General features: G+C 71.7%; 28 protein-coding genes. 12 read left to right on the top strand and 16 right to left on the bottom strand.

Annotated elements, in window-relative coordinates; translation table 11 throughout:
• Positions 1 to 79: 79 nt before the first annotated feature.
• On the top strand, positions 80 to 991 hold the full coding sequence (gene ppk2 / locus GA0070622_RS14690) for a polyphosphate kinase 2 (RefSeq protein ID WP_218012400.1): 912 nt from the start codon (positions 80 to 82) through the stop codon (positions 989 to 991).
• Positions 992 to 1,043: 52 nt separating this feature from the next.
• On the opposite strand, the gene GA0070622_RS32585 is transcribed toward ppk2, so the two are convergent.
• Positions 1,044 to 1,181 (bottom strand): hypothetical protein, encoded by a 138-nt coding sequence (locus GA0070622_RS32585; protein WP_176710489.1) that lies wholly within the window; start codon positions 1,179 to 1,181, stop codon positions 1,044 to 1,046.
• 68 nt (positions 1,182 to 1,249) lie between these two features.
• Positions 1,250 to 2,110 (bottom strand): glycosyltransferase family 8 protein, encoded by an 861-nt coding sequence (locus GA0070622_RS14685; protein WP_176558900.1) that lies wholly within the window; start codon positions 2,108 to 2,110, stop codon positions 1,250 to 1,252.
• A gap of 255 nt (positions 2,111 to 2,365) precedes the next feature.
• On the opposite strand from GA0070622_RS14685, the gene GA0070622_RS14680 reads away from it, so the two are divergent.
• Positions 2,366 to 3,823 carry an SDR family oxidoreductase gene (locus GA0070622_RS14680; RefSeq protein WP_091573806.1) on the top strand — a complete coding sequence of 486 codons (1,458 nt, stop codon included), beginning with the start codon at positions 2,366 to 2,368 and terminating at the stop codon, positions 3,821 to 3,823.
• 92 nt (positions 3,824 to 3,915) lie between these two features.
• On the opposite strand, the gene GA0070622_RS14675 is transcribed toward GA0070622_RS14680, so the two are convergent.
• The 3 genes from GA0070622_RS14675 to GA0070622_RS14665 are packed head-to-tail and all read right to left on the bottom strand — an operon-like array spanning position 3,916 to position 6,220.
• The gene (locus tag GA0070622_RS14675) at positions 3,916 to 4,596 is read right to left on the bottom strand and encodes a GOLPH3/VPS74 family protein (RefSeq protein ID WP_091573805.1); all 681 of its coding nucleotides are present in this window, start codon (positions 4,594 to 4,596) and stop codon (positions 3,916 to 3,918) included.
• Positions 4,593 to 5,309 carry an ABC transporter permease gene (locus GA0070622_RS14670; protein ID WP_218060591.1) on the bottom strand — a complete coding sequence of 239 codons (717 nt, stop codon included), beginning with the start codon at positions 5,307 to 5,309 and terminating at the stop codon, positions 4,593 to 4,595. Before GA0070622_RS14670 ends, GA0070622_RS14675 begins: the two co-directional genes overlap by 4 nt.
• A gap of 29 nt (positions 5,310 to 5,338) precedes the next feature.
• Positions 5,339 to 6,220, bottom strand: coding sequence for an ABC transporter ATP-binding protein (locus GA0070622_RS14665; RefSeq protein WP_091573803.1), 882 nt, complete (start codon positions 6,218 to 6,220; stop codon positions 5,339 to 5,341).
• Positions 6,221 to 6,327: 107 nt separating this feature from the next.
• Here GA0070622_RS14665 and GA0070622_RS14660 point away from each other — a divergent pair, with 107 nt between their 5' ends.
• The 4 genes from GA0070622_RS14660 (at position 6,328) to GA0070622_RS14645 (ending at position 9,933) form a co-directional block, all read left to right on the top strand.
• Positions 6,328 to 7,482, top strand: coding sequence for a sensor histidine kinase (locus tag GA0070622_RS14660; RefSeq protein WP_091577406.1), 1,155 nt, complete (start codon positions 6,328 to 6,330; stop codon positions 7,480 to 7,482).
• Positions 7,479 to 8,081 carry a response regulator transcription factor gene (locus tag GA0070622_RS14655; RefSeq protein ID WP_091573802.1) on the top strand — a complete coding sequence of 201 codons (603 nt, stop codon included), beginning with the start codon at positions 7,479 to 7,481 and terminating at the stop codon, positions 8,079 to 8,081. Before GA0070622_RS14660 ends, GA0070622_RS14655 begins: the two co-directional genes overlap by 4 nt.
• Before the next feature lie 62 nt (positions 8,082 to 8,143).
• Positions 8,144 to 9,016 carry a LysR family transcriptional regulator gene (locus GA0070622_RS14650; RefSeq protein ID WP_091573801.1) on the top strand — a complete coding sequence of 291 codons (873 nt, stop codon included), beginning with the start codon at positions 8,144 to 8,146 and terminating at the stop codon, positions 9,014 to 9,016.
• Positions 9,013 to 9,933, top strand: a complete 921-nt coding sequence (locus GA0070622_RS14645) for a serine hydrolase (protein ID WP_091573800.1) — start codon at positions 9,013 to 9,015, stop codon at positions 9,931 to 9,933. The genes GA0070622_RS14650 and GA0070622_RS14645 overlap by 4 nt, the downstream gene beginning before the upstream one ends.
• Here GA0070622_RS14645 and GA0070622_RS14640 read toward each other — a convergent pair.
• Positions 9,930 to 10,844 carry a CPBP family intramembrane glutamic endopeptidase gene (locus tag GA0070622_RS14640; protein WP_091573799.1) on the bottom strand — a complete coding sequence of 305 codons (915 nt, stop codon included), beginning with the start codon at positions 10,842 to 10,844 and terminating at the stop codon, positions 9,930 to 9,932. The genes GA0070622_RS14645 and GA0070622_RS14640 overlap by 4 nt on opposite strands.
• A gap of 198 nt (positions 10,845 to 11,042) precedes the next feature.
• Positions 11,043 to 11,957, bottom strand: a complete 915-nt coding sequence (bla, locus tag GA0070622_RS14635) for a class A beta-lactamase (protein WP_091577403.1) — start codon at positions 11,955 to 11,957, stop codon at positions 11,043 to 11,045.
• A gap of 498 nt (positions 11,958 to 12,455) precedes the next feature.
• Here bla and GA0070622_RS14630 point away from each other — a divergent pair, with 498 nt between their 5' ends.
• The gene (locus GA0070622_RS14630) at positions 12,456 to 12,884 is read left to right on the top strand and encodes a DUF1801 domain-containing protein (RefSeq protein WP_245666291.1); all 429 of its coding nucleotides are present in this window, start codon (positions 12,456 to 12,458) and stop codon (positions 12,882 to 12,884) included.
• Positions 12,885 to 13,264: 380 nt separating this feature from the next.
• On the opposite strand, the gene GA0070622_RS14625 is transcribed toward GA0070622_RS14630, so the two are convergent.
• From GA0070622_RS14625 to GA0070622_RS14610, 4 genes are all read right to left on the bottom strand, one after another.
• Entirely contained in the window at positions 13,265 to 14,443 is a 1,179-nt protein-coding gene (locus tag GA0070622_RS14625; protein ID WP_091573797.1) for a carbohydrate-binding protein, read from the bottom strand.
• A 19-nt stretch (positions 14,444 to 14,462) separates the two neighbouring features.
• Entirely contained in the window at positions 14,463 to 15,746 is a 1,284-nt protein-coding gene (locus tag GA0070622_RS14620) for a chitinase (protein WP_091573796.1), read from the bottom strand.
• 163 nt (positions 15,747 to 15,909) lie between these two features.
• Positions 15,910 to 16,494, bottom strand: a complete 585-nt coding sequence (locus GA0070622_RS14615) for a hypothetical protein (RefSeq protein ID WP_091573795.1) — start codon at positions 16,492 to 16,494, stop codon at positions 15,910 to 15,912.
• A gap of 159 nt (positions 16,495 to 16,653) precedes the next feature.
• On the bottom strand, positions 16,654 to 17,721 hold the full coding sequence (locus GA0070622_RS14610) for a lytic polysaccharide monooxygenase auxiliary activity family 9 protein (protein ID WP_091573794.1): 1,068 nt from the start codon (positions 17,719 to 17,721) through the stop codon (positions 16,654 to 16,656).
• Between the two features lie 493 nt (positions 17,722 to 18,214).
• On the opposite strand from GA0070622_RS14610, the gene GA0070622_RS14600 reads away from it, so the two are divergent.
• Both GA0070622_RS14600 and GA0070622_RS14595 read left to right on the top strand, forming a co-directional pair.
• Positions 18,215 to 19,423: a DUF2254 domain-containing protein gene (locus GA0070622_RS14600; protein WP_176710488.1), complete on the top strand. Its 1,209-nt coding sequence runs from the start codon at positions 18,215 to 18,217 to the stop codon at positions 19,421 to 19,423.
• 65 nt (positions 19,424 to 19,488) lie between these two features.
• A complete protein-coding gene (locus GA0070622_RS14595; RefSeq protein WP_091573792.1) occupies positions 19,489 to 19,884 on the top strand; it encodes a DUF4190 domain-containing protein in 396 nt (131 codons plus the stop codon).
• Between the two features lie 3 nt (positions 19,885 to 19,887).
• On the opposite strand, the gene GA0070622_RS14590 is transcribed toward GA0070622_RS14595, so the two are convergent.
• The 5 genes from GA0070622_RS14590 to GA0070622_RS14570 all read right to left on the bottom strand — a co-directional run bounded on the left by GA0070622_RS14590 (position 19,888) and on the right by GA0070622_RS14570 (position 23,026).
• Complete coding sequence (locus tag GA0070622_RS14590) at positions 19,888 to 20,319, bottom strand: hypothetical protein (RefSeq protein WP_091573791.1); 432 nt, start codon at positions 20,317 to 20,319, stop codon at positions 19,888 to 19,890.
• Positions 20,316 to 20,687, bottom strand: a complete 372-nt coding sequence (locus GA0070622_RS14585; protein WP_091573790.1) for a DUF1330 domain-containing protein — start codon at positions 20,685 to 20,687, stop codon at positions 20,316 to 20,318. The genes GA0070622_RS14590 and GA0070622_RS14585 overlap by 4 nt, the downstream gene beginning before the upstream one ends.
• Positions 20,688 to 20,721: 34 nt before the next feature.
• Entirely contained in the window at positions 20,722 to 20,991 is a 270-nt protein-coding gene (locus GA0070622_RS14580) for a BON domain-containing protein (RefSeq protein WP_091573789.1), read from the bottom strand.
• 246 nt (positions 20,992 to 21,237) lie between these two features.
• Positions 21,238 to 22,329, bottom strand: a complete 1,092-nt coding sequence (locus GA0070622_RS14575; protein ID WP_091573788.1) for a PP2C family protein-serine/threonine phosphatase — start codon at positions 22,327 to 22,329, stop codon at positions 21,238 to 21,240.
• Entirely contained in the window at positions 22,322 to 23,026 is a 705-nt protein-coding gene (locus tag GA0070622_RS14570) for a potassium channel family protein (protein WP_245666289.1), read from the bottom strand. Before GA0070622_RS14570 ends, GA0070622_RS14575 begins: the two co-directional genes overlap by 8 nt.
• Before the next feature lie 26 nt (positions 23,027 to 23,052).
• On the opposite strand from GA0070622_RS14570, the gene GA0070622_RS14565 reads away from it, so the two are divergent.
• From GA0070622_RS14565 to GA0070622_RS14555, 3 genes are all read left to right on the top strand, one after another.
• Positions 23,053 to 23,562 (top strand): MarR family winged helix-turn-helix transcriptional regulator, encoded by a 510-nt coding sequence (locus GA0070622_RS14565; protein WP_091573786.1) that lies wholly within the window; start codon positions 23,053 to 23,055, stop codon positions 23,560 to 23,562.
• 122 nt (positions 23,563 to 23,684) lie between these two features.
• On the top strand, positions 23,685 to 24,131 hold the full coding sequence (locus GA0070622_RS14560) for a CBS domain-containing protein (RefSeq protein ID WP_091573785.1): 447 nt from the start codon (positions 23,685 to 23,687) through the stop codon (positions 24,129 to 24,131).
• On the top strand, positions 24,128 to 25,426 hold the full coding sequence (locus GA0070622_RS14555) for an ArsB/NhaD family transporter (RefSeq protein ID WP_091573784.1): 1,299 nt from the start codon (positions 24,128 to 24,130) through the stop codon (positions 25,424 to 25,426). The genes GA0070622_RS14560 and GA0070622_RS14555 overlap by 4 nt, the downstream gene beginning before the upstream one ends.
• Positions 25,427 to 25,465 lie beyond the last annotated feature (39 nt).

Raw genomic sequence — 25,465 nt, 5'->3', positions numbered from 1 at the left:
CTATCGACCGCACAATCGACCAGGCATTCCCCCTGTCCGGAGGCGTCGCGGCAGGTGTGGCGGGGTAGGTACGGTCGGTATGGCCGACGCTGCGCTGCTGGACCTCGACGCCGACTACCAGGTACGTGACGGATACGACGACGATCCGGTGCTGCTGCTGCCCGACGGCCGCCCGGTGGAGACCTGGCGCGACGGCTACCCCTACGACGAGCGTCTCGACCGGGAGGCGTACGACCGGGAGAAGCGCCTGCTGCAGATCGAGCTGCTGAAGCTCCAGGACTGGGTGAAGGACACCGGCGAGCGGCTGGTGATCCTCTTCGAGGGCCGCGACGCCGCCGGCAAGGGCGGCACGATCAAACGCTTCATGGAGCACCTCAACCCGCGGGGCGCCGGCGTCGTCGCCCTGGAGAAGCCGGACGAGCGGGAGGCCGGCCAGTGGTACTTCCAGCGCTGGCTGGCGCACCTGCCGGCGGCCGGGGAGATCGTGCTGTTCGACCGGTCCTGGTACAACCGGGCCGGCGTGGAGAGGGTGATGGGCTTCTGCTCCCGCAAGGAGTATCTGGAGTTCCTGCGGCAGGCCCCGGACCTGGAGCGGATGCTGGTCCGCTCCGGCATCCGGCTGGTCAAGTTCTGGTTCTCGGTCTCCCGCAACGAGCAACGCACCCGCTTCGTCATCCGCAAGGTCGACCCGGTACGCCAGTGGAAGCTCTCCCCGATGGACCTCGCCTCCCTCGACCGCTGGGACGACTACACCGAGGCCAAGGAGGCGATGTTCTTCTGGACCGACACCGCCGACGCCCCGTGGACCGTGGTGAAGAGCAACGACAAGAAGCGGGCCCGGCTGGAGGCGATGCGGCACGTGCTGCATCGGTTCGACTACGCCGGCAAGGACGCCTCGGTCGTCGGCGTACCCGATCCGCGGATCATCGGGCCCGCCGGGCTCGACCTCGACCCGGAGGACCAGCCGGTGCCGGTCTTCCCCCGCCCCTGACCGCCGTGCGGGCGGTGCCGCGGCCCTGTTCCGCCGCGGCACCGCCTCCGCCTCAGGCCCGGAGGGCGTGCACCAGGATCTCCTCGCCGCCGCCGACCGTGCCCGGCAAGCCCTCCGACAGCGGGTCCACGAGCGTCGCGGAGATCGCGAGGGTCTCGTGCGCGATCAGGTCACGGTGTGCGGAGATCACCGCCCGGACCGCCGCCGGGTCCGGCGATCGACAGCACAAGTGAACCGGCCGGCGCGGGTCGCTCCAGGTCATCTGTTCCGGGCGGTGACCACCTCGGTACGGCGGCGGTGTCGCCAGTACATCTGCCGGTACACGCCGTCGGGGAACTCCGGATGCCACGGCTTCACCGGGCCGGCGAAGTGGATGACGGACGCGTCGGTGACGTTCCCGCCGACGCGCGGATCGAGTCGCCACGCCATCATGTGGTTCCAGCGCTTGGGCATCCGTGTCCACCGCCCGTAGACGGCATGGTTGAGGGCGTCCTGGTCCGGGAAGCGCGACTCGTCCGCGTGGCGGGCGACGTAGTCGAGCGCCTTGGCGGTGACGTCGAGCTCCTTCCACCGCGGCACGTCGATGAGCAGCACCCCGGAGTTGAGGTACGGGGCCTGGGCGTCGAGGTCGTGGTACCGGCCGTAGATGCCCGGCAGGCCGCCGGTGTCGATCAGCCGGCGGGTGAACGCGTCCCGGACCGCGCCGAGGGGCGCGCCGGCCAGGTCGAGGTCACGCAGTTCCGCCAACGAGCCGGTGCAGAGCACGTCCGAGTCGAGATAGACCAGGCGGTGGACGTCCGGCGGCAGGGCGTGCGGGATCAGCAGCCGCAGGTACATGGCGGCCGAGAGGTAGCTCAGGTGGGGTTCGCGGGAGCCGGGCAGGCGGATCGGGGGTGGGTCCACCGTCAGGAAGGAGACGGTGGCGCGCCCGGCCGCCCGGGTCAGAGCGGCCCGGCTGCGCTCGGTGACGTCGTCGCCCGCGGCGAACCAGAACCGCAACGGTTCCGCCGGCATGTGGGCGACCACGGTGGACACAACGACGGCGGCGTGGGGGGCGTAGGTGGCATCGAAGGCCAGTGCGCAGTCCAGAACTACCTCCTTCGTCGAACATGGACGCACGCCAATTTACAACGATGCAGAAGAGGATGACAACCAACCCGGTCACGGGCCCGCACACCTCGGCGTGGCCGCTTCCGCCCCGCCCGTCCGGGAGGGAGATGCACCGTTCGCCCCGCCGGGCGAGGTTCGCCCCGACCTCCCGGGCCGGCGGGTCGACGCGGGATGCGTCGGCGGCCCCGCGGTGCGTACAGTTCCGGTCGGACGTGGGGCGGGCCGGGTGGATCCGGTGCGGGAACGGAATGAGACAGCGGCGGTATGACGGCGGACAAGAGTACCGAAAACGGCCAGCACGGCATTGACCGCGATCGGCTGGAGACCTGCCTCGCCGTCTTCGAGGCGCTGGAGAACCTGCCACCCGACCACCCCGACGTGGTGCGGGTGCAGCGGGCCACCGCGAAGCTCTACAAGGTGATCAAGCAGCGGCGACGCGAGGACCGCCGGAACGCCGTCCTGGCGGCCGACCGGGCGGTGACGGCGGCCACCGCCACCGGCGCCCCGGGCCGGATCGACGACGAGACCCAGGGCATCCCGCTGGCCTCCCCCACCGTCGGCGCCACTGCCGGCTTCCTGCACAACCCGCGCGGCTGTTACGTCTGCAAGCAGCGTTACCGCGAGGTGGACGCGTTCTACCACCAGCTCTGCCCGCCCTGCGCCGCGCTCAACCGGGAGCGCCGCGACGCCCGCACCGACCTGACCGGCCGGCGCGCGCTGCTCACCGGCGGCCGGGCGAAGATCGGCATGTACATCGCGCTGCGGCTGCTGCGCGACGGCGCGCACACCACGGTGACCACCCGGTTCCCGCACGACGCGGTCCGCCGGTTCGCCGCGATGCCGGACAGCGCGGACTGGCTGCACCGCCTGCGGATCGTCGGGATCGACCTGCGCGACCCCGCCCAGGTGATCGCCCTCGCCGACTCGGTCAGCGCCCAGGGACCACTCGACATCCTGATCAACAACGCGGCGCAGACCGTCCGCCGCACCCCCGGGGCATACGCGCCGCTCGTCGCCGCGGAGGCGGCGGCCCTGCCGGACGGTCCGCTGCCGGAGATCATCACGTTCGCCCCGACGGCCGGCCGGAACGACCCGGCCGGCAGTCTGACCGCCCCGGCGCGTCCGGCGCTCACCCCGCACGCGCTCACCGCGCTGGCGCTGACCGGCGGCTCCGCGTCGCCGGAGCGCATCGCGGCAGCGAGCGCCATCGACGCCGGCGGTCTGGTGCCGGACCTCGAACCGGTCAACAGCTGGGTGCAGCGGGTGCACGAGGTGGACCCGATCGAACTGCTCGAAGTGCAGCTGTGCAACGTGACCGCGCCGTTCGTGCTGGTCAGCCGACTGCGACCGGCGATGGCCGCGGCGACCGCCCGCCGGAAGTACGTGGTGAACGTGTCGGCGATGGAGGGCCAGTTCGCCCGCGGCTACAAGGGGCCGGAGCACCCGCACACCAACATGGCCAAGGCCGCGCTGAACATGCTCACCCGAACCAGCGCCCAGGAGATGCTGGCCGACGGCATCCTCATGACCAGCGTCGACACCGGCTGGATCACCGACGAGCGGCCCCACCCGACGAAGATGCGGCTGGCGGACGCCGGCTTCCACGCCCCACTGGACCTGGTCGACGGCGCGGCCCGGGTCTACGACCCGATCGTCCGCGGCGAACAGGGCGAGGACCTCTACGGCTGCTTCCTGAAGGACTACGCGCCCTGCGCCTGGTGATCGGCGCGCGGGAACTCACCGTCGGCCACCGCGCCTCCCGGACCGCAGTGCCGGCTCGCTGTCGGCGGGAAAGCTCCGCAGCGTGCCCGCCACTAGCTGCGCGGCAGCACGGTGACGGCCACGATGACGCTGTTGACGACCGTGGCCGTGACGGTACGGGTCACCGCCTCGGCCGCGGCGCCGGCACCCCAGTCGCCGCGCTCGAGCGCCTTGGCCCGCGTGATCACCTCTGACGTCCACGGGATCTCGCGGTGGAACTGCGGCAGTGTCCCGCTGGCCGAGAGCAGCGCCGCGAGCGCGGCGACACGGGCTCGCGGCTCCGCACCCGCCACGAGAACCTGCCGAACGTCGGCGAGCAGGCGGGCCCGTCGTTCGGTCCTGCCGTCGCGCAGGGCCGTCGTCCGGAACAGGCCGAGCACCTTGCGCGGCGCCTCGTCGATGTCGCCACGGGCGACGAGCCGCTCCAACACCGGCTTGCGCAGGGCGGGACCGATGGCCGCGAGTGCGGTCTGCACTCCCCTCGGTTTCTCGGCGAGGTAGTTCCACGCCGGGCGGAGGAGGTCGTCCGACGGTGGGTGACCCGCCACGCCACTGACCCGCCCACGGTCCGCCGTGATCAGGTGGTCGCCGAGCGCCAGGTCCGCGAGGACCGCGCCACCGAGGACGTAGAAGAGGGTGTTCTCACCCGCGATGGTCCCGGATGTGGGCTGGAACAGCAGCAGGAGGAGGTCTTCGACGAGGGTCGGGGCGTCCGAGCGGGGTGCGGTGGTCATCGGCGGGGCTCCCAGCGGAAGAGGCGGATGGCGAGGGCGACGGAGATGACGACCCAGCCGAGCGTGGGCGCGAGCAGGACCAGGGAGTCGGTCACGGCGACCCCGCCGTTCCAGGCGTTCATGGTCAGTTCCGCGGCCGCGCCGCCGGGCAGCAGCCGCTTGAGCCAGGCGAGGTTCTCCGTGCCGGAGATGCCGACCCAGGTGGCCGCGGCGATCACACCGAGGGTGACGGGCAGGGTGGTGACCTGAGCGTGTTCCGGGGAGTTCGTCAGCCCGGCCGTGGCCAGGGCCAGGCCGACCATCATGGCCAGGGTCGCGAGGAACGCCACGACCAGCAGAGCGACGTCGGCCGGTCCGCCGGCGACCACGGCCAGGACGGTCAGGATGGCGGTCACCTGCACCACGGCGAGGACGAGGACGGGCAGCAGCAGGCCGGCGAGGATGCCGGCGTCCCCCTCGGCGGTGGAGCGCAGTCTCTTGAGGAAGAGGTTCTGCCGCCGGGAGGCCAGCGTGGTGACCGCGGTGGCATAGAGCCCGAACGCGGTGATCGTGAACATCACGATCGCGGCGATGTAGCCGAGACTGCCGAGGGCGGCGTAGGTCTCGTGCTGGCGGACGAAGAACGCGCTGACGACCACCGGGATGATGAGGCTGGTGATCAGTACCAGCCGGTTGCGGAAGATCTGGATCAGCTCGCTTGCGGCGATGGACAACACGGGGGAACTCCTGTCGAGGTCGCGGTTCAGTTGCTGATGGCGCGGAAGACGTCGTCGAGGCGGGTCGGCCCGGCCTCCAGACCCTGCAGCTCGACGGCGTGGTCCTGGGCCCACCCGAGCAGGACGTGCAGGTCCTTCTGCAGTCCGAAGGTCTCGACGACGACCTTCCCCTCGGCGTCGACCGCAGCCGGCAGCGGCAGCGCCGGCGCTCCGGCCGGGAGGGAGAAGCGGATGACCGCCGGCAGGGTGCGGGTCAGTTCCGCCACCGTGCCCTCGCGGTGCAGGGCGCCCTGGTGCATCAGTCCGATCCGGTCGGCGCGCTGCTGCGCCTCCTCCAGGTAGTGGGTGGTGAGCACGATGGTGGCGCCGTTCTCGCGGAGCCGGTCCACAGTCGCCCAGACGGCGTCGCGGGACTGGATGTCCAGCCCCGTGGTCGGCTCGTCCAGGAAGATCAACTCTGGGGTGCCGTAGACGGCGGTGGCGAAGTCCAGCCGCCGCTTCTCGCCGCCGGAGAGCTGCGACACCCTGCGGCCGGCCCGCCCGGTGAGGTCGACCAGGTCGAGCACCCGGTCGACGTCGTCGCCGCGCCGGGTGAGCCGGCCGACGAGCCGGACGGACTCGCGAACCGTAAGGTCCGGGGAGAAACCACTTTCCTGGAGCATGACGCCCATCCGGGGACGGACCAGACGGCGGTCCTGCGGGCTGTGCCCGAGGACGCGGACGCTCCCGGAGGTCGGCCTCCGGTGTCCCTCGACGACTTCCAGCGTCGAGGTCTTCCCGGCACCGTTGGTGCCCAACAGCGCGTACAGCTCTCCGGGCCGTACCTCGAAGGAGAGGTCTTTGACGGCGTGGAAGTCACCGTACGTGAGGTTCAGCCGGTCGACTTCGATGACGGGTGAGGTGGACATGCACCCATGACAGCGCGGGCGCCGCCGACCCGTCAGTGGCGCGGTGTCATCACCGCATGTGACGTGGTGTCACTGGTCGCGACCCGTGGCTGCCGGATACTGGTGTGGTGACCGCGAGATCACCGCGCTTCACCGAGTCGACGCAGGGAAGGCTGCGCCGACTCAATCTCGTCACGTCACTACCGCCCGTGGTGTTCGCCGCCGCGGTCCTCCTCTACATCGACGTGCGTACCTGGTGGCACATCGTCGTCCTGGCGCCGGGTGCGGTGGCGGCCGTGGTGGCCTTCGAACGATGGACGGCCAACGACCTGGCCCGGGTGGCGGTGCCCTGCCTGGTCGTCGGGGCAGCGGTGTGGCCGCTGGGGGTCCTGGTGACCGGCAGTCCCAACGCCTACTGGGGGTTCTGCGCCGTGGGTTCCCTCGCCCTGCGGGAGGTCCGGCGGCACCGCGGGCCGGCGGTGGCCGGGCTGTTCTCCTACGTCGCCGTCGTCGGCGCGGCGCGGCTGCTGGTGCAGCGGGACGACGTCGCTCACGTCCTGGTCACCTACGTCCTCGTCCCCACCGCCCTCACCGTCGTCGTGACGGTCTTCACGATCGTGGGCGAGCGGTTCTACGACCTCATCCGGGAACTCGAACAGACCCGGGAACGCGAGGCGGAGCTGGCCGTCGTCCGGGAGCGCGTGCGATTCGCCAGCGACCTGCACGACATCCAGGGCCACACCCTGCACGTGGTCAAGTTGAAGATCGCCCTGGCCCAGCGACTGCTGCTCCGCGACACCGCGCGGGCCGAGGAGGAACTGCGCGAGACGTACGCGTTGGTCAGCGACACCATCACGCAGACCAAGGAACTCGCGTACGCCCAACGGCGGCTCAACCTGACCGCGGAGATCGAGAACGCGAAGAACCTGTTCGAGGCCGCCGGCATCCGGGTGCGGGTGACCCGGGAGGCCGAGGTCGACGCCCACGTCAGCGAACTGCTCGGGCAGGTGCTGCGCGAGACCACCACCAACATCCTGCGCCACGCGCAGGCCACCCAGGTGCGGATCACGCTCGCCGGGTCGGGCATCACCATCGTCAACGACGGCGTGACCGCCGACACCCCACCGGAGCTCAGGGGACTGTCCGCGCTGCGGCAACGGCTGGCGGATGACGGCGGTCAGCTGATCGTGGAACAGCACGAGGGGCGCTTCCGGACGGCCGCGACGTTCCCGCCCGCCCGTGGCGCGGTGCAGCCACCGGCCCTGAAGGAGGACGGTCGATGACGACAATCGTGCTCGCCGACGACGAGGTGCTGCTCCGGACGGCCCTCGCCGCGCTGCTGCCCCTGGAGGGTGACATCACCGTTCTCGCCGAGGCGCAGGACGGTGAGACTGCCATCGAGGCCACCCTGCGGCACCGGCCCGACGTCCTGGTCATCGACCTGGAGATGCCCGGCGTGGACGGCCTCGGCGCGGTCGCCGAGATCCGTCGAACGCGACCCGAGCAGGTGATCCTCATGCTGACCCGGCACGCCCGCCCCGGCGTGCTCCGCAAGGCCCTGAAACTCGGCGTCCAAGGCTTCATCAGCAAGTCCGCCGAGCCGGCCCACATCACCTCCGTCATCGCCACCCTGGATGCCGGTAAGCGCTGGATCGATCCGGACGTGTCGGCACTCGCCGTCACCGACGACTCCCCCCTCACCGACCGCGAAGCCGACGTCCTGAGGGTCACCGGCGAGGGCTACTCGGTCACCGACATCGCCGCCCGACTGCACCTCGCGCCGGGAACCGTCCGCAACTACCTCTCCAACGCCATGCGCAAGACCCAGACCCGGACCCGCCACGAGGCCGCCCGGTACGCCCGCGAACACGACTGGTTGTAGCGGACGATCCTCGTCCGGCCTCCGGTCGTCGGTTCCATGCGTTCCAGGTATAGGTTCGGCAGGTGGATGTGGTCGCCGCCTGCCGGGCTTTCGTCGCCGTCAGCGGGCACGGCAGTTTCACCTCCGGCGCCGCCGCGGCGGGCATCCCCCAGTCGGTCGCCAGTCGCCGCATCGCCGCCCTGGAGGGGCACTTCGGGGCGCGGTTGTTCGACCGGTCCTCCCGGGCGGTTCGGTTGACGTCGTTCGGGCAGGACATGCTGCCGACGGCCCGTCGCCTGGTCGATCTCGCCGACGCGATGACCGACGACGTCGAGCGCGCCCGGCTGCGCCCGCTACAGGTCGCCGTACCCGAGACCTGTCCCGCACCCCGCCTCGCCGCCCTGGTGGTCGCGAGCCGGCGTCACCGCCTCAAGTTGGAGGTACGGCCGGCCGGCCCGCAGGAACGCGACCGGCTCTGTCAGGCACTGGAGGTCGGCGCGGGGATCCTGGCGGTCCCCGAGGCGGCGGCTTCCTGGCGGGTTCCGCTCGGGCTGGCCGCCCGGACCCCGTTTCCGGCGGCGACGGTGTTCCTGGAGACGCTGCGCCGCGGCCGAGCCCGCACCCAGGCACGACGGCGGATCCTCATCCAGCCCGAGGACGACCTCGCCCACCTGCGGGATCCGCTGACCCGCGCCGGCCAGTCGGCCGGACTGGCGCCGGCCCAGGTCACCGTCGCGCCGTCGCTCGTCGACGCCGCGGCGAAGGCGCTCAGCTCACCCGACCTGCTGCTCTGCTCCCGCCAGCAGGCCGAGGACTTCGGGCTGCACTGGTGTCCCCTCGCCGAGCCCCGACTCGTACGCGGCTACGACATCGCCGCCGGCCTCCGCGAGGACCTCGAACAGCTGCGAACGGTTCTGCATTCGGACATAGCGCGATGCCTGGGCGCGACGACGTGAGTGCCACCACCGTCGTGCGCGACGCGCGCGGGCTCCTCGACGAGGCCGGGCTGCGCGGCGCCTTCCTGGTCCGCAACCTCGACAGCGGCGCGGAGATCGGCTTCGACGCGGACGCCCGCTACCCGTCGGCGTCGCTGGTGAAGGTGCCGTTGGCGGTCGCCGTGCTGGAACGGATCGCCCGTGGCGAAATAGACCCGGCGCTGCCGGTCGACGTCGCGCCCGGTCGGATCACCACCCCCGGCCCGACCGGTCTGAGCCGATTCCGGCATCCGGCACGGATCGCCGTGGACGACCTGCTGTACCTGAGCACGTCCGTCAGCGACTCGGTCGCCGCCGACGCGCTGTTCGACCTCGTCCCGCCGGCCGCGGTCGCCGCCGAACTGCGGCGACTGCGCGTCGACGGCATCGCCGTCCGGCACCGGGCGGGCGACCTCGCCGACACGCCGGCGGAACGGCTCGGACCCGACGACGCGCATCTGGCCCACTCCCTCGCCATCGGCGCGGCGACTCCCGGGCAGGGCCATCCGGTCGCCCAGCTCGACGTCACCCGTGCCAACACCGGATCGGCGCGGGCCTACGTCGACCTGCTGCAGGCCCTCTGGCGACCGTCGGTGATCCACCAGACCACCGCCGCGCGGGTGCGCGCCCTGATGGGCGACAACCTGCACCGGCAGCGGCTCGCCCCCGACTTCACCTCCGACGCCTCCCGCTGGTCGTCCAAGACCGGCACCCTGCTGCACCTGCGCCACGAGGTCGGGGTGGTGGACCACGGCGACGGGCAGTCGTACGCGGTCGCCGCACTCACCGCCTCCCGGGTGCCCGCCGTCGCCCAGCCCGGCAGCGAGGCGACGATGGCCCAGGTCGCCCGTTCCCTGCACGACCACCTGCGCACGGGCACGCTGCCCTGGTGGGGTTAGCCGGCGGTTCTGGGCCAGGTCCGCCGCTCACGCGACCAGACCAGCACCACCATGGCGACGTTGACGGCCGCCAGGATCAGCAGGGACGCGTCGCCGGAGTCGGTGGCGCGGTCGATCGCGTAGGGCTCGCCGTCGGCCATCACCGTGCTGACGACCCCGAACAGGACGTTGTTGGCGACGTGGAAGGCGACCGGCGCCTCGACGCCGCCGCTGATGATCGCCATCAGGCCGGTGCAGAGGCCGATGAAGGTGAAGTAACCGAACAGCCAGGGGTCGCTCGACCCGTGGAGCACGGCGAAGCCCAGACTCGACACGACGAGCCCGACGGCCAGCGCCGGCCGGACCGCACGCACCCAGGACGCGGCGGCGGGCAGCACGGCGCTGCGCCACAACAACTCCTCGCCGGTGGACTGCAGCGGCGTACTGAGCACGGTGACCGCCAGCAGGCCGATCGTCGTGCCGCTGACACCGAAGGTGGTCCAGCCCGGCGAGTCCGGCGCCACCAGCGCCACGACGCCGATCCCCGCGCCCACGAGCACCGCGGCTATCACGAGGTAGTACGTCAGGCGGCGGGTGTCGACGGCCCGGGGTGAGCTGATCAGCCTGCGCCACGGCACCTTGGCGATCCGCGCCAGGAGCAGGACCGCCACCACGCCCGACGTGCCGATGCTGATGTTGACGGCCAGGGACTTCAGCGGCGTCATGACGGGGGACATCGGGTCGTCGCTGCCCTCGATGGCGCCCACGACCTGATAGAGCAGGACCTGGAGGACCAGCATCACCACCGGTGGGACACCGATGACCACGAGCGGCTTCCACCAGCTCATCCGCAGGTGGGCCCCGAAGGGCCGGGAGCTGTCGACGGCCGGCCGGTGACGCTGCGTCGGTTCGTCGGTTCGTGTGGCGTCCATGGGGTTCCTTCCAAGCGGCGTGGCATTCCCATTGCAGCGCTCGCCGGACGGCGCGGGCAGTGTCACCGCGTCACCGTCGCACCGTGACATTCGTGGTTCTCGGCGTCGGTGGTGTCGGTCCTGCCGGCGACCGGCGCGTTCACCGCGGCCTCCATCCGCGCTACCGGACGGCTGGCGCCGCACCGGCTGGTGGAGCCGTCACAACACGGCGATCGCGACCTCGGCCGCCCGGGCGATCAGGGCGTTGTCGTAGTCGGCGTCCTTCTGGTCGCGGCTGGACAGCACCGCGAGCACGATCGGCGCCCGGTCCGGTGGCCAGACCACCGCGATGTCGTTGCGGGTCCCGTAGCCGCCGGAACCGGTCTTGTCCCCGACGACCCAGCCGTCGGGCACACCGGCGCGGATCAACTCGCCGCCCGTGGTATTGCCCCGCAGCCAGCCGTTGAGGATGTCGCGGTCCGCGGGGTCGAGGGAGTCGCCGACGGCGTACGCCCGCAGGTCCTGAGCCAGGGCCCGAGCGGTGCTGGTGTCCCTACGGTCCCCCGGGAGCGCCTCGTTGAGCGCGGTCTCGTACCGTGCGGGGGCGGTGACCTTGTCGCCGACCCCGCGCAGTTCCTTCTCGAACCTCTGCGGTCCGCCGAGCCGGCGCAGCAGCAGGTTACCGGCGGTGTTGTCGCTGTAGCGCACGGCCGCGTCGGCGAGCGCGCGCAGCGTCATGCCGTCGGCGACGTGCTTCTCGGTGATCGGCGAGTAGGTGACCAGGTCGTCCGCCGAGTACCGCACCACCCGGTCCAGCTCGGCATCCGTGGTCTCGTCGAGAACCTCCGCGGCGGCCAACGCCTTGAACGTCGAGGCGTACGCGAACCGCTCGTCGGCCCGGTAGCCCACCGTCGCGCCGGTTCCGGTGTCGATCGCGTACACCCCCAGCCGCGCGTCGAACGTCTCCTCCAGGTGCCGGAACGCGCGGTCCCGGTCGGCCGCGGCGGACGCGGTGGCCGTCATCGGACGGTCCGGCGTCGGCCGTTCGGCGGCATCGCCGGAATCGGCGGGACCGCAGGCGGCGAGGGCCACCGCTGACACCACGGCCACCAGACGGTGTGGGGCGAGCACCATGATCACTCCTTGTCGATGTCGTGCGTCCGGCACCGGACAGCGCCGGTTGGGCAGGACTCGACCCTGGCAGCGATCGGGCATGCGGTCGAAGACGGAATCGGCGGTGTTCATGCCGATCCGGCATCGCCGGGGTTGCGGGGCGGTTCCGGCCGGCCGCTCCCCGCCAGGTGAGCGTGATCCCTACTCGACGGGAGGACGGACGAAGCGTCGCGACGTCTCCCCGACGGCATCGGGGCGCGCGGCGCGGTCCATGCCGATCCCGCTCGCGACTGGAGCGCCTGCCGCGCAGATCGGGCGCGACCAGCCGCCGACGGTTGCCGAGCCCCGGCACCAGGTCGCGGAACTGGGAGGACGAGGACGGGTGGCGTGCGGCAGCGGCACCACCGGGGCGTCCGGAGGTCCGGCCCCTCGACCGAACGTGCGGATGCCGTCGACGTCGGCGGCGCAACGGTCCTCGCGCAGGGGCGCCTGTCGTACGGACGTGACAGCATCACGGCCGTGGCGACATCAAGGCAGCCGGTGACGGTTCCCACCGACGCGAGCGTCGACGATTTCCTGGCCGCGGTCGCGGACGAGCGCCGGCGTGCCGACGCCCTGCGCCTGTGCGCGATCCTGCGCGACGTGACGGGTGAGCCGCCGGTGATGTGGGGCCCGAGCATCGTGGGCTTCGGCAGCTACCACGGCCCCACCGGCGACTGGCCCCTGGCCGGTTTCTCGCCCCGCAAGCAGCAGCTCGTCCTCTATCTGGTCGGCGGTTACGAGGAGCGCTACCCGACGTTGCTCGCCCGGCTCGGCCCGCACAGGACCGGCAAGGGCTGCCTCTACCTCAAGCGGCTCGACGACGTCGACGAGGGCACGCTGCGTGAGCTCGTGGAGCGCACGGTCCGCGTGCACAAGGGCGTGGACCGATCCCACCGACCCGAGTGACCCGGGGCGGTCGACGCACGCCGCAGCGCACCCGCCAGGTCGGTCGCTGAGCCGAACGACGGCGCCACGGCGCCGACAGGTCCCGCGGTGTCGTGACTCCCGGCGCAGCCGGGTGCTCCGCCATCGGCACCACCGCGATCCGAGCTGCGGATGCACCACGCCTCGGTGCTCCACAGCGACTGGGCGCTGTCGGAGGTGAACGGGCGGGGCGAGCTGACGTACACCGCGGCCGAGCCGTGCGGCCGCTCACGGTCAGGACGTCGAAGACGCCGGTGCCGTTCGGGGTCAGCTTCTGAAGGGTGGATGCCGTGCGGGGCGGGGAGGAGTCCGGGCCGCCGCCCGGACTCCTCCCCGGCTTCGCCGCCCTGGTGGAACAGCTCTCAGAAGCCGGCGGAGATCCGGCTGAACTCCCAGTCGCTCTGGGCGATGCCGCTGCAGTTGGACACCACGCCGCCGCCGGCGCAGCCGCGATCCCGGTTCACCGCCCAGAACGTGAATCGAGCGAGCCCGTTGCTCCTGGCGTAGTCACGGATCCGCGTCCAGGTCTCCGGCGTGGTGACCTCCTGCTGGTCGGACAGCCCGTTCATACCGGAGATGCCCATGTGGGCGTACGCGGTCTGGTCGTTCCAGCCGAACGTGGACTTCAGCTGATTCTTCAGACCTTCCGCGGCGTTGCGGGTGCTGGTGTACATGTCCGCGCCGCCGCCGAAGTCGAACGGCATGATGGTGAAGACGTCCACGTTGGCGTTCAGCGCCCGGGCCTGGTTGATCAGCCGGACGCCGTGCACGTTGGGTCCGGTCGTGGTCGTACCGAAGGTCAGGATCGTGGTGACGCCCGGGTTGTTGCGCTTGATGATGCCCAGGGCACTCACGATGCGGTCGGCGACCGTGTAGTTCTCGAACTCGTCGTAGTTCTCGATGTCGATCTCGATGGCCTTGAGGCCGAAGGTGTTGATGACCTTCTGGTACGCGCCGGCGAGGGCCTCCGGGGTGGCGCAGTTCGGGCCGAGCTTGTTGCCCTGCCACCCGCCGATCGACGGGACGATGGTGGCGCCGGCGGCCTTGGCCTGGTTGATCCAGGACTCGTGGACGCCGCCGGTCAGGCCGCCCTCACCGTCCCAGACCGGGTTGCAGCCGTTCGCCAGCACGAACGCGACGGTGAACGCGCGGACGCCCTGACCGGTGATCGTCGAGGGCGCCGGCGGGTTGCCCCAGCCGGGATAGACGTACGGCGCCGCCGCCATCCTGCCGGCCGGGGGCGGGTTGGTCGGGCCGGTGGGGGGCGGGGTGGTCGGGGTGGTGCCGCCGCAGGTGCCCTGGTTGGCCCAGACGTCCCACTGGCCGCTGTGGGTGGCCGGGTTCTCGTTCTGGGTCCACCACTTGGCCTGGTAGTTGACGCCCTGGTACGACGCCTGGCCGCCGCCGACGTACACGGCGGACGACGACCAGGCCGGGTAGCAGGCCGCGGCCGCGCTCGACGTGGTCATCGGGGCGACGGCGAGGGCGGTGGCGGTGACCGTGACGGCGGCCAGGGCCAGGATCTTCTGCCTGAGTTTCATGACACTCTCCTGCGGGGGTTCAGGGAAGGGTGTTGAGGTGGGGACGGACGGTGTTGGCGAATCCGTTGCCGTTGGTGACGTCCCAGTTGACCGACCACGTCATGGCGCCACGGATCCCCGGGTAGGTGCGCGGCGGCTTCACGGAGCCGCAGTTGATGCCCTTGGCGAGGCAGTCGAGGGCCTGGTTGACCACCGAGGGGTTGACGTAGCCGCCACCGGCGGCGCTCGGCGCGGCGGGCAGCCCGAGGGACACCTGGTCCGGCCGGAGCCCGTTCTCCAGCTGGATGCAGGCGAGCGCCACGAGGAAGTTGACCGTTCCCTGGGCGTACGCGGCGTTGTTGTCGCAGCCGAGCATCGCACCGGAGTTGTAGTACTGGGTGTGGACGACGGTCAGGATGTCCTTGATGCTCAGCGCCAACTGGAAGTACTGACTGCCGGTGCTCTGCATGTCGATGGTCTGCGGCGCCATCGTGATGATCAGGTTCGGGTTCGTCCGGTTGCGGATGTCCCGCAGGGCCTGACCCATGTACGTCGCGTTGACGCCGTTCTCCAGGTCGATGTCGACGCCGTCGAACCCGTAGCTGGCGATGAGGCCGACGATCGAGTTGGCGAAGTTCGTTGCGGCGCTGGAACTGGCGACCGAGATCGTGCCGCGCTCGCCACCGACCGAGATGATCACCTTCTTGCCCCGCGAGTGCAGGGTGGCGACGTCGTTCCTGAAGTCGGCGTCGGTGTAGCCGCCGAGTGAGGCGCTCAGGCCCGGGTCGATGCTGAAGGACACCGTGCCGGGCGTGTTCGTCGCGTCGGCGAACGCGACCGCGATCAGGTCGTAGGTGGCCGGTACGTCACGGAGCCGGATCTCCCGGGCCGGGTTGTCGAAGTTCTGCCAGTAACCGGTGAGGAAGTGCTTCGGCAGCTGACCGTTGCCGGTCGGCGGGGGCGTGGTCGGCGGCGGGGTGGTCGTCGGGGGCGGGGTGGACGGTGGCGTCGTGGTCGGGGGTGGCGTGGTCGGGGGTGGCGTGGTCGGGGGTGGCGTGGTCGGCGGGGTGGAGCCGCCGCAGGCGCCCTGGTTGGCCCAGACGTCCCACTGGCCGCTGTGCGTGGCCGGGTTCTCGTTCTGGGTCCACCACTTGGCCTGGTAGTTGACGCCCTGGTACGACGCCTGACCGCCGCCGACGTACACGGCGGACGACGACCAGGCGGGATAGCAGGCGGCGGCCGCGGAGGCGGACGACGCCAGGTGGACGGTGGCAGCACCGGCGGCCAGGACGGCGGCCAGGGCGAGGATGGCGGGGCGGCGCATGGGGGTGGCCCTTCCGGATCGGGGCGGAACCGAGGGCCTTATTATTAGGACTGTTAACAGTAAACGTCCAGAGTTAGACCACCTTGAATTTGATACGACGAATGAGAGAGGCCTGCGGCACTCTCACCAACACGAGGTGACCGGAGGCGGCCGCTCGGCGTGGTCAGAGGCCGGCGGCGGCGTCGTACCGGCGCCGCAGGTCGGCCATCTCCGATGCGGGCAACGCTTCCCTGAGTGCCAGGTCCTCGTACTTGTCGGGGAACATCTCCCGTAGCCGGTCGACGAACCTGACGTCGGCTGTCGCCTCGACCACCTCGACGCCGGGAGGTCGGGTGGTCATGTCCATGATCAGTGGGCCGACGAGTTTGACCGCTCCGTCCCAATGGCGCTTCTGTTCGGCGACGCCACAGAGGTGGAAGCCGTAGACCGTCCGGACGTCGGCCAGCGTGGTGGCCCCGGTGGGCTCGTAGCCGTAGACATGGACTCCGCAGACGACCGCCGGCGCGGCCTGCTCTCCGGCCGACCCCTGCGGGGCGGTGTGCCCGGCGTGGCCGTGATGTGTCGGGTCCACCTGCTCGAGGGTCGTGCGCATCCGGGCCAGGATCTCTTGGCGGAGAACCTCCGGGTCCGTCCTCGGGGTGGTCGAGGTGACCAGGGCGGCGACACCGATCGACGCGGCCAGCAGGCACACCTCGATCCACACGACGCCGCTTCGGCACCAGCCGCTGACGCGTACCCGGGAGATCATGGTCGTTCCTCACCTCGTCGCGGTTCCTGATGGTGGCGGAGAGCAGCGCATGGACCTCTGCCCGAAGGTCGGGTCCGTCCGCACTGCCACCCCCGGCGCACGGCCCTGCCGGCGGCGCGGTGGGGTGGCGCGTGCCGCGCCACCCCACCGCGGATGCTGTTACCGGGCGGTGCAGGTGAGGGTGGGTGCGGAGTTGGTGCCGTTCCAGGAGGCGTTGAAGCCGAAGCTGGTGGTGGCGTTGGCGCTCAGGGAGCCGTTGTAGGCGACGTTCGACGCGGTGACCGACGAACCGCTCGAGGTGACCGTCGCGTTCCAGGAGTTGGTGATGCTCTGGCCGTTGGGCCAGGTCCATGCCACCGTCCATCCGGAGATGGCGGCGTTGCCGGCCCGGACGGTGACCTCGGCGCCGAATCCACCGGACCACTCGTTCGTCTTGCGGAAGGTGGCGGTGCAGGCACCGTTTCCGGCCGGCGGCGGCGTGGTGGGCGGCGGAGTCGTCGGCGGCGGGGTGGTGGGCGGCGGCGTGGTGGGCGGCGGGGTCGTCGGCGGCGGGGTGCCGCCACCGCCGAAGATCACGTCACTGCAGAGGTAGTACGGCTGGTCGAGGTGGGACGCCTGCCAGATGGTGTAGACGACGTGCCGCCCGGTACGGTTGCCCGCGTTCACCTGCGCCTCGTAGAGCCCGGTGGTCGGGTAGCTGCCGGTGCGGAGTACCAGCTCGAGGCTGTTCCAGGTGAGGGGCTGGGTGGTCGGGTCGAAACCCTGCTTGGTGATGTAGATCAACATGTAGTCGGCGCCGTGCCGAGCGCCGTCGGTCAGCGTCAGGGTGAAGTTGTTCGGCATCGGCTTCGCGGTCCACGCGCCGACCGCGTCGAGCGAGGCGTACAGGCCATTCTGGGTGCGACCGCCGCTGCACAGTTGCCCGTCCGGCACGGCGGCCTGGTGGTTGCCGCCGACGTTCTCGCGGTACAGGCCGTTCCAGTTCCACATGGTGTTCGGGTTGGCCTGCCACGCCTGCCAGCACATCGGGTCGGTCTGGGCCATCGTGGGGTTGAGGTGGTCGGAACCCCAGCGCTCGTAACATCCGTAGTTGCGTGACGGCGGGTTGGTGACCGATCCGTGCGCCGAGGCCGGACCGGCCTGGTTGACGGCGACCATCGTGAACGAGGCGACGAGAACCGCTACCGCGCCCAGTCCCAGACGGCGTGCTGTCCGTGAGATTTTCATGATGCTCCAGTGGATGCGCCGGCGCCCAGTGGTCTTCGCTGGGTGCCCACCCCGGAGAAGGTGACGCCGATCGATTCAAGCCGTCCCAGAGGTGGACGGCACTGCTGCCCAGCAGCGCTTGGCGACTCCCAGCCACGATGTTAGTAGAGACCAACGTCAATGTAAATCGATACCGACGCACCGGCCGCTCCGCCGTGACTCCCCCGTCGCCGTGCGAGGTGACCCGGCCGGATTCGAGGACGTGGTAGCGGTTCGCCACCCGCAGCGCGAACCCGAGGTGCTGCTCGACGAGCAGCACGCTGAAGCCGGACTGCCGGGTCAGCCCGACGATCCGCTCCTGGATCTCGGCGACCACCGACGGCTGGATGCCCTCGGTCGGCTCCCGCAGCAGAGTGCTCTTGCCGGCGCCGTTGTGCCCAGTCGGGGTCCGCCTCAAGGTAAAACAGACACTTCGCCAGGTATGCAAAGGGCGCGTACCGGGGACTACGGCGGGATGAGCGGCACTCCGCGTACCGTCCGGTCCCGCCTGGCGGCCGCGTGGTCGGGATTCTGGCTGGTGCCGGCGGCGTTCGCCGCCGGGGCCGTGCTGCTGGCCGTCGGCCTGTCGGTGGCCGAGCTGCGCCTGGGCCTGCCCACCGCCGGGTTCCTGCCCAGCAGCGTGGCCGGCGCCCGGTCGCTGCTGTCCTCCATCATCACCGCGATGATCTCGTTCACCGCGCTGGTCTTCTCCATCACCGTGGTGGCCGTCCAGCTCGCCAGCAGCCAGTACTCCCCCCGGGTGCTGCGGACCTTCCTGCGGGACCGGATCACGCAGGCGGCTCTGGGCACCTTCCTGGCGACCGCGCTGTTCGCTATGGTGGTGCTGGCGGCACTGCCGGCCGGCCCCGACGCCCGGCTGCCGGAACTCTCGCTCGCCGTGACGATGACCTTCGTGCTCGCCAGCAGCGGGCTGTTCGTCTACTACCTGCACCACGTCACCACGGTCATGCGGGTCTCACACATCATCGCGGCGGTCGGCGCCCAGACCCGCCGGGTGATCGAGGAGCAGTATCCGGTCGGCCCGGCCGGCGCGCCCGTCGCACCGCTGACCCCGCCAGTGCAGGTGATCACCGCGGCGCAGCCCGGCATGGTCGAACACGTCGACCTCGGCCGGCTCGCCGCGCTGGCCCGCGAACACGACTGCGCCCTGTCGGTCCTGCCCGCGCCGGGCGACTTCGTGGTGGCCGGGCAACCGCTGATCGCGGTCCATCCGCTGCCCGGCGGCCAGCTCCCGGCGAGCGTGCCGGAGACGCGGGCGTGCGTCGCGGTGAGCCTCGGCGTGGAACGGACCCTGGGTCAGGACGTCGGGTTCGGGTTCCGGCAGTTGACCGACATCGCCGAGCGGGCCCTGTCACCCGGGATCAACGACACCACCACCGCGGTGCGCAGCGTCCAGGAGATGCACGATCTGCTGCGCCGCCTCGCCGGCCGGCCCGGTCACCGCCTGCTCGTCGACGACCCCGACGGCACGCCACGGGTACGGGCCAGGGCGCAGGACTTCGACGGTTTCCTCGCGGTCGCGGTCGACGACGTCCGGCGGGCGGGACGCGACCAGCCGCGGATCACCCGCCTCCTGGACGACGTGCTGGCCGACCTGCGTTCCGTGGCGCTGCCGGAACACCTGCCCGACATCGCCCGTCGGACCGAGAGTCGGCAGGCATGAGTCGACGGTGACGGGGGAAGCGGCCGGCACAGGCCCGCGCCACACGGCGTGGTGGAGGGAGCACCATGACCGCGTCCAGCGAACCGGCCCCCGGGGCCGACGCCTCGACCCGCGCCGGCCGGACCCGATCCGGTACGGCGGCCAAGACCAGCACGGCCGCCGCGCTCGCCCTCGTGTTCGGCGTGGCCGCGCTGTTCAGCGTGCTCACCGCCATCCTCGCCTGGATCGGCGTGGTCCTCGCCATCGTCGGCGTCGTCCTGGGCATCGTCGGCCTCAAGATGGCCGCCCGGCCGGGAGTCACCGGCCGCGGCGTGGCGATCGGCGGCCTCGTGCTCAGTGTGATCGCCCTGCTGCTCGGGCTGGCGCTCGGCGCGGGCATCAGCACGTTCCTCAACAACGAGGGCGCGGTGGACCGGCTCCAGCAGCAGGTCGACGACCTGCGTGACCGACTCGACAACTGACCGTCAGTTCCAGCCGTTCACCTGCTCGGCGGCGAGCGCCCGACCACCCTCGAACTCCCGGTACGCGCCGGCGGGCCCGAGCCGGTAGCGGTCGGACAGGTCGCGGTACGAGAAGTCGACGACGGTGCCGCTCACGGTCACCAGTTGCGGCGGTTCCGCGCTGGCCGGATCGACGGACAGCACGAGCAGGGTCCCGTCGGTGAAGTCGACGTCGCGCACCACGAAGGCGGTGCCGGTGATGACGCGATCGACGGTGGCCGTCACGGTGAGACGGGCGCCCACCTCGGCCCGGGCGACCGTGCCCAGCCGGACGGTGGAGGTCGGCTCCGGTGACGGCCGCGGGGGCTCCGGTTCGCCGGCGCAGCCGGTGGCGAGCAGGACCGCCGTCGACAGGGCTGCCAGGTGCGTCCGCCGTCGCGGCCGGGCCGGGCTCACTCCTTGGTCCAGGGCACCGTGGGCTGCAGCACGGCCTCCTCCAGCGCCGCTGTACGCCACCGGGTCACCTCCTGGTACTCCGGGTCGGCGACCATCCGGCTGAACGCCGCCCGGCTCGGATAACGCACCAGCAGCACCGCGTCCCACGCCTGGCCCTCCTCCGCCACCAGCGCCGGCGCACCGTCGCCGGCGTAGAGCACCTCGCCGCCGTAGCGGGGCAGGAACGTCTCCCGCAGGGCGGCGCCGTACCGCTCGTAGGACTCCCGCCCGCCCTCGGCGAAGCGCAGCAGGTTGAGCATCACCACCGGAGCGTCGGAGTCGGCGGCGAGAAACGCCTTCAGGTCCCGACCGACGGGATCAACTGCCATGATCTGTTTCTCCTGTCGTCCCCGCCTGGCGGCGTCACACCACGTGCACCCTGACGTTGACATCGTGCACCCCGGGCACGGCCCAGGCGAGAGCCCGGGCACGGGCCGCCGCGTCGGCCGAGCCCACCCGTCCCTCCAGGATGACCACCCCGTTCTGCGCCTCCACACAGATGCGCTCGTGGCGCAGCAGCGGGTCACCACTCAGCTGCTCGACCACCCGGCAGGCCAACCGGGTGTCGTTCGCGGCCGGGCCGTCGTGGAACAGCGCGGGTGTTCCCTCCGGAAAGAACCACGGGTAGGTCATGACTGGTCTCCTCACTCGATCGGCGTTCCTCACGACCTACCCCCAGTGTTCGGCAGGCAATACGACAGGTTCATGACGATCCGCACCCGCCCCCGTCCGTCTCCCCGCCGGTCCCGCCGACCCCTGACGCGCGGTCCACGCCCGCCGTCACCGCCCCACCGACACCGGGCCCCGTTGCCACGTCGAGCGGGGCCACCACGTCGGTCGACGCCGACGTGCCGGCCTGACGTCACACGGGACGGCCCGCTACCGACCGGCGTCGCCGCCCGCGTCCGGCAGCCGCTCGATCAGCAACAGCGCGAGATCGTCGCGAGGTTCGCCACCGACGTGCGTGCGCACCGCGCGCCAGACCGCGTCGAGCGCCCTCGGCAGGGAGGGGGCGGACAGCGGGCGGTCCAGCAGCCGAAGCGGAAAGAACCTGCCGGCGTGGTCGCGCGCCTCGATCAGCCCGTCGGTGTAGAGCAGCAACCGGTCACCGGTCGACCAGGTGTGGCGTGCCGGCGGGGTACGCCGGCCGCCCAGCCCGAGCGGCCGGTCCGGCTCCTGCTCGCCGAGCGGGACGGACGTGCGCCCGGGACGGTGTCGCAGCGGCACGGGATGCCCGCAGCTCATCACCCACAGGTCCGGCCCACGGACCTCCAGCAGCACGGCCGTGACGAAGGTGACCCCGTAGGCGGGCCTCGGTTCCCGGGCGACCAGGGCGTCGAGATCCGTGGCGACCTCCTCCAGCCGGTCACGCACGATCGCGGACTGCCGGAAGGCGCCGATGACCGCCGAGGCGAGCTGCACCGCCGGTAGTCCCTTGCCGCACACGTCACCGATGATGACGCGCACCCGGTCCGGTCCCGGTACGACCTCGTAGAGGTCCCCGCCCACCCCCGCACCCCGCTGCGCGGAGACGTACCGTGCGCCCAGCGCGACGTCGCCGATCCTGGGTGGGACCTCCCGCAGGATGGCCTTCTGGGTGACTCGCACGATCTCGCTCATCCGCCGGATCCGCTCCTCGCGCGATGTGCGGGCCCGGGCCACGTAGAGTGCCGCGACGCTGACCGCGATGACCACCGCCACCCGCAGGACGTGGTCGAGGCTGCCGAGGGTCTGGCTCGGCAGGCCGGCCAGGACGGCGGCGGCCGTCGCCGCGGCGGACGCGACGGCGGTCCGTCTCGGCGTGTCCACGGCGGCGGCCAGCAGCGGGGCCAGGGCCAGGAAACCGATGAGTACGGCGTGCGCGGCGGCCGCCACGTCGACCAGCAGCACGACGGCGATGAACGCCAGCGCCGCGGGCAGTCCGAGCCACGGCCGGTGACCGGATACGTCGGCGCGCCCCGGCTCAGTCATCGACGGCGAGCCGATCAGGCATCCCGGCGGCGGGGGATCTCGATTCCAGCCTGGCCCGCAGCGCGGCGATCTCGTCCCGCAGCGCGGCGACGTCGGCGGCCGTGGCCGGCTCCGGTCGGTTCCGGTCGGCGACCCGCTCGACGATCCAGGTCGCGAGCGACCCGGTCACGAAGCCGATCAGGCCGATCCCGCCGACCATGAGGCCGAGCGCGACGAGTCGTCCCGCAGTGGTGACCGGGAAGAGGTCGCCGTACCCGACGGTCGTGATCGTCACCGCGGCCCACCAGAGCGCGTCGGTGAACGAGGTGATCGAGGCATCCGGCGCCGCCCGTTGCGCGTCGAGCACCGCCAGCGCCGACACGACCACCAGCAGCACGGTCGTGGCGGTGACGTAGAGGGCGAGGCGACCACGGGCCCGGTCGGTCGTGCGTCGGGTCAGGTTCAGGACGACGGTGACCAGTCGGAGGGCGCGCAGCGGACGCAGGAACGGCAGCACCAGGACGGTCATGGGCTCGCAGGCGGCCACCCACCGGCGGGAGAGCTGCGGCACGAGGATGGGCCACGCGTACGCGGCCAGGAACACCACGGACAGCAGGGTCGGCGGGGCGGCGCTGAGCTGCTCCCGGCGCCCGACCGTGCGCCGTCGGAATCCGTCCCGCTGGTCGAGGACCACCCCCGCCACCATTCCTGTATCCATGCAACCATTGTGCGGTGGAACTCCACATGCCGCCGGAGGCGCCGGTGGCCGACCCCGAGTCGGCCCTCGTCGACCAACTCGCCGCGCTGAGCCGGGTGATGGTGGGCTTCACCGCGCGGACGCTCGCCGGCCTCGACACGGAGTTGACCCTCTCCCAGTACCGCACGATGGTGCTGCTGGCCGCACGCGGACCGCTGCGGACGGTCGACCTCGCCACCGTGCTCGGGGTCCACCCCTCGACCGCCACCCGCGCCTGCGACCGGCTGGTCCGGCGCGACCTGGTGGCCCGGCGGCAGGGCACCACCGACCGGCGGGTGGCCTGGCTGACCCTCACCGAGGCCGGACGCGACCTGGTCGGGGAGGTGGTCCGTGGACGGACCGAGCGGATCCGCGACCTCGTCCGCGCCGCGGGCGTGGCCCCCTCCGCGGACGCGGCGGGCCTCGTCACCGCCCTGGTGGCGGCTGCCGGCGAGCCCACCGAGGACCAGTGGTGGCGGGAGTGGGCCGGCAGTGTCGGTCGCGAGCCCGGTGTCTGAGCCGTCCACCCGGTCACGGAGCGTCTCCAGGCTCCCGCACCCCCGGGCTGGATGATCATCGGAGCACCGACGAGTCCGGTCGGCCCACCCACCGTCACGTCCACCGAATCCCAGGAGTTGTCGTGCGAGCCCGAGACCTGGCCGTTCCCTTCCCGACCATCACCGTCGCCACGTCGGTCCTGGAGGCCGCCCGCCTCCTGGCCGGACACAACCTGCCCGGCCTGATCGTGGTCGACGCCGCCGGGCGTCCGGTGACCGTCCTGCCCGGCACGCAGGTGCTGCGACTGGTGATCCCGGGCTACTGCCGGGAGGACCCCACCCTGGCCCGCATGATCGACGAGCCGGCCGCCGACATGTTCCTGCGGGGAGCCGAGGGCCGGTCGGTCGCGGACCTGCTACCACCGGAACGGCTGGCGCCTCCTGTGGTCGGCCCCGAGGCCACGGTCCTGGAGGTGGCCGCCGTGATGGCCCAGAAGCGCAGCCCTCTGGTCGCGGTGGCGCCGCCCCGCGAGCCGATGATCGGCGGCATCACGCTCGACGCACTGCTGGACCGGATGCTCGCCGCATGACCGCGACTGCCTGGGCGGCCGTGGCCGTCTTCACCGCCGCCTACGTGCTGATCGCCACCGAGAAGGTCCACCGGGTGGCCGCGGCGCTGGGCGGGGCGGCGGTGATGTTCCTGATCGGCGCGACCGACACCGCGCACGCGTTCTTCTCCGAGGACGCCGGCGTCGACTGGAACGTGATCTTCCTCCTGATCGGCATGATGCTCATCGTCGCCGTCCTCAAACGCACCGGCGGGTTCGAGTACGTGGCGGTCTGGGCGTCGAAGCGGGCCCGAGGCCGCCCGTACCGCGTGCTGGTGATCCTGGTGGTGATCACCGCGGTGGCATCGGCGGCGCTGGACAACGTCACCACCGTCCTGCTGATCGCGCCGGTGACCTTCCTGGTCTGCGAGCGCCTCGGCGTGCCGGCCGTGCCGTTCCTCATCGCCGAGGCGATGGCCTCGAACATCGGCGGCACCTCGACGCTGGTGGGCGACCCGCCGAACATCATCATCGGCAGCCGGGGCGGCCTGAGCTACAACGACTTCCTCATCCACCTGGCCCCGTTCGTCGCCGTGCTGCTGGTGGTGTTCCTGGGCCTGTGCCGGGTGCTGTTCCGCGACGCGTTCCGCTACGACCCGGAGCGGGCCGCCCAGATCGCCGCCCTGCACGAGGGCGACGCCATCCGGGACCGGCGGCTGCTGGTCCTCGGCCTGGCCGTGCTCGGCGCGGTCACCGCCGCGTTCGTGCTGCACACCACGCTGCACCTGGAGCCGGCGGTGGTGGCGCTGCTCGGCGGCCTGCTGCTGCTCGCACTCTCCCGCCTGGACGCCGGTGAGATCAGCCGCGACGTCGAGTGGCCCACGCTGGTCTTCTTCGCCGGCCTGTTCGTCATGGTGGGAGCGCTGGTCAACACCGGCGTGGTCGAACAGATCTCCCGCGCCGCGATCGACGTCACCGACGGCCGGCTGCTACCCGCCTCGATGGTCCTGCTGTGGGGCTCCGCGGCGCTGTCGGCGCTCGTCGACAACATCCCGTACGTCGCCACCATGAGTCCGGTGGTCGCCGACCTGGTCAACGCCCAGGGCGACGCGGGGCAGTCCCGAGTCCTGTGGTGGGCCCTCGCCCTGGGCGCCGACCTGGGCGGCAACGCCACCGCCGTCGGCGCCTCCGCCAACGTGGTGGTCCTCGGGCTCGCCGAACGGGCCGGGCAGCGGATCACCTTCTGGCAGTTCACCCGCTACGGCCTGGTCGTCACCCTGGTCACCGTCGGGCTCGCGATGCCGTACCTATGGTTGCGCTACTTCGCCCTCGCCTGAGGAAACGTCGTCGTGCTGTCCTCCCGGCCGCTGATGTCC

This window comes from Micromonospora sediminicola (assembly GCF_900089585.1).
GTDB classification, from domain to species: Bacteria; Actinomycetota; Actinomycetes; order Mycobacteriales; family Micromonosporaceae; genus Micromonospora; species Micromonospora sediminicola.
The sequence above is the reverse complement of the archived record's forward strand: the minus strand, read 5'-3'. Positions and strand labels throughout refer to the sequence as shown.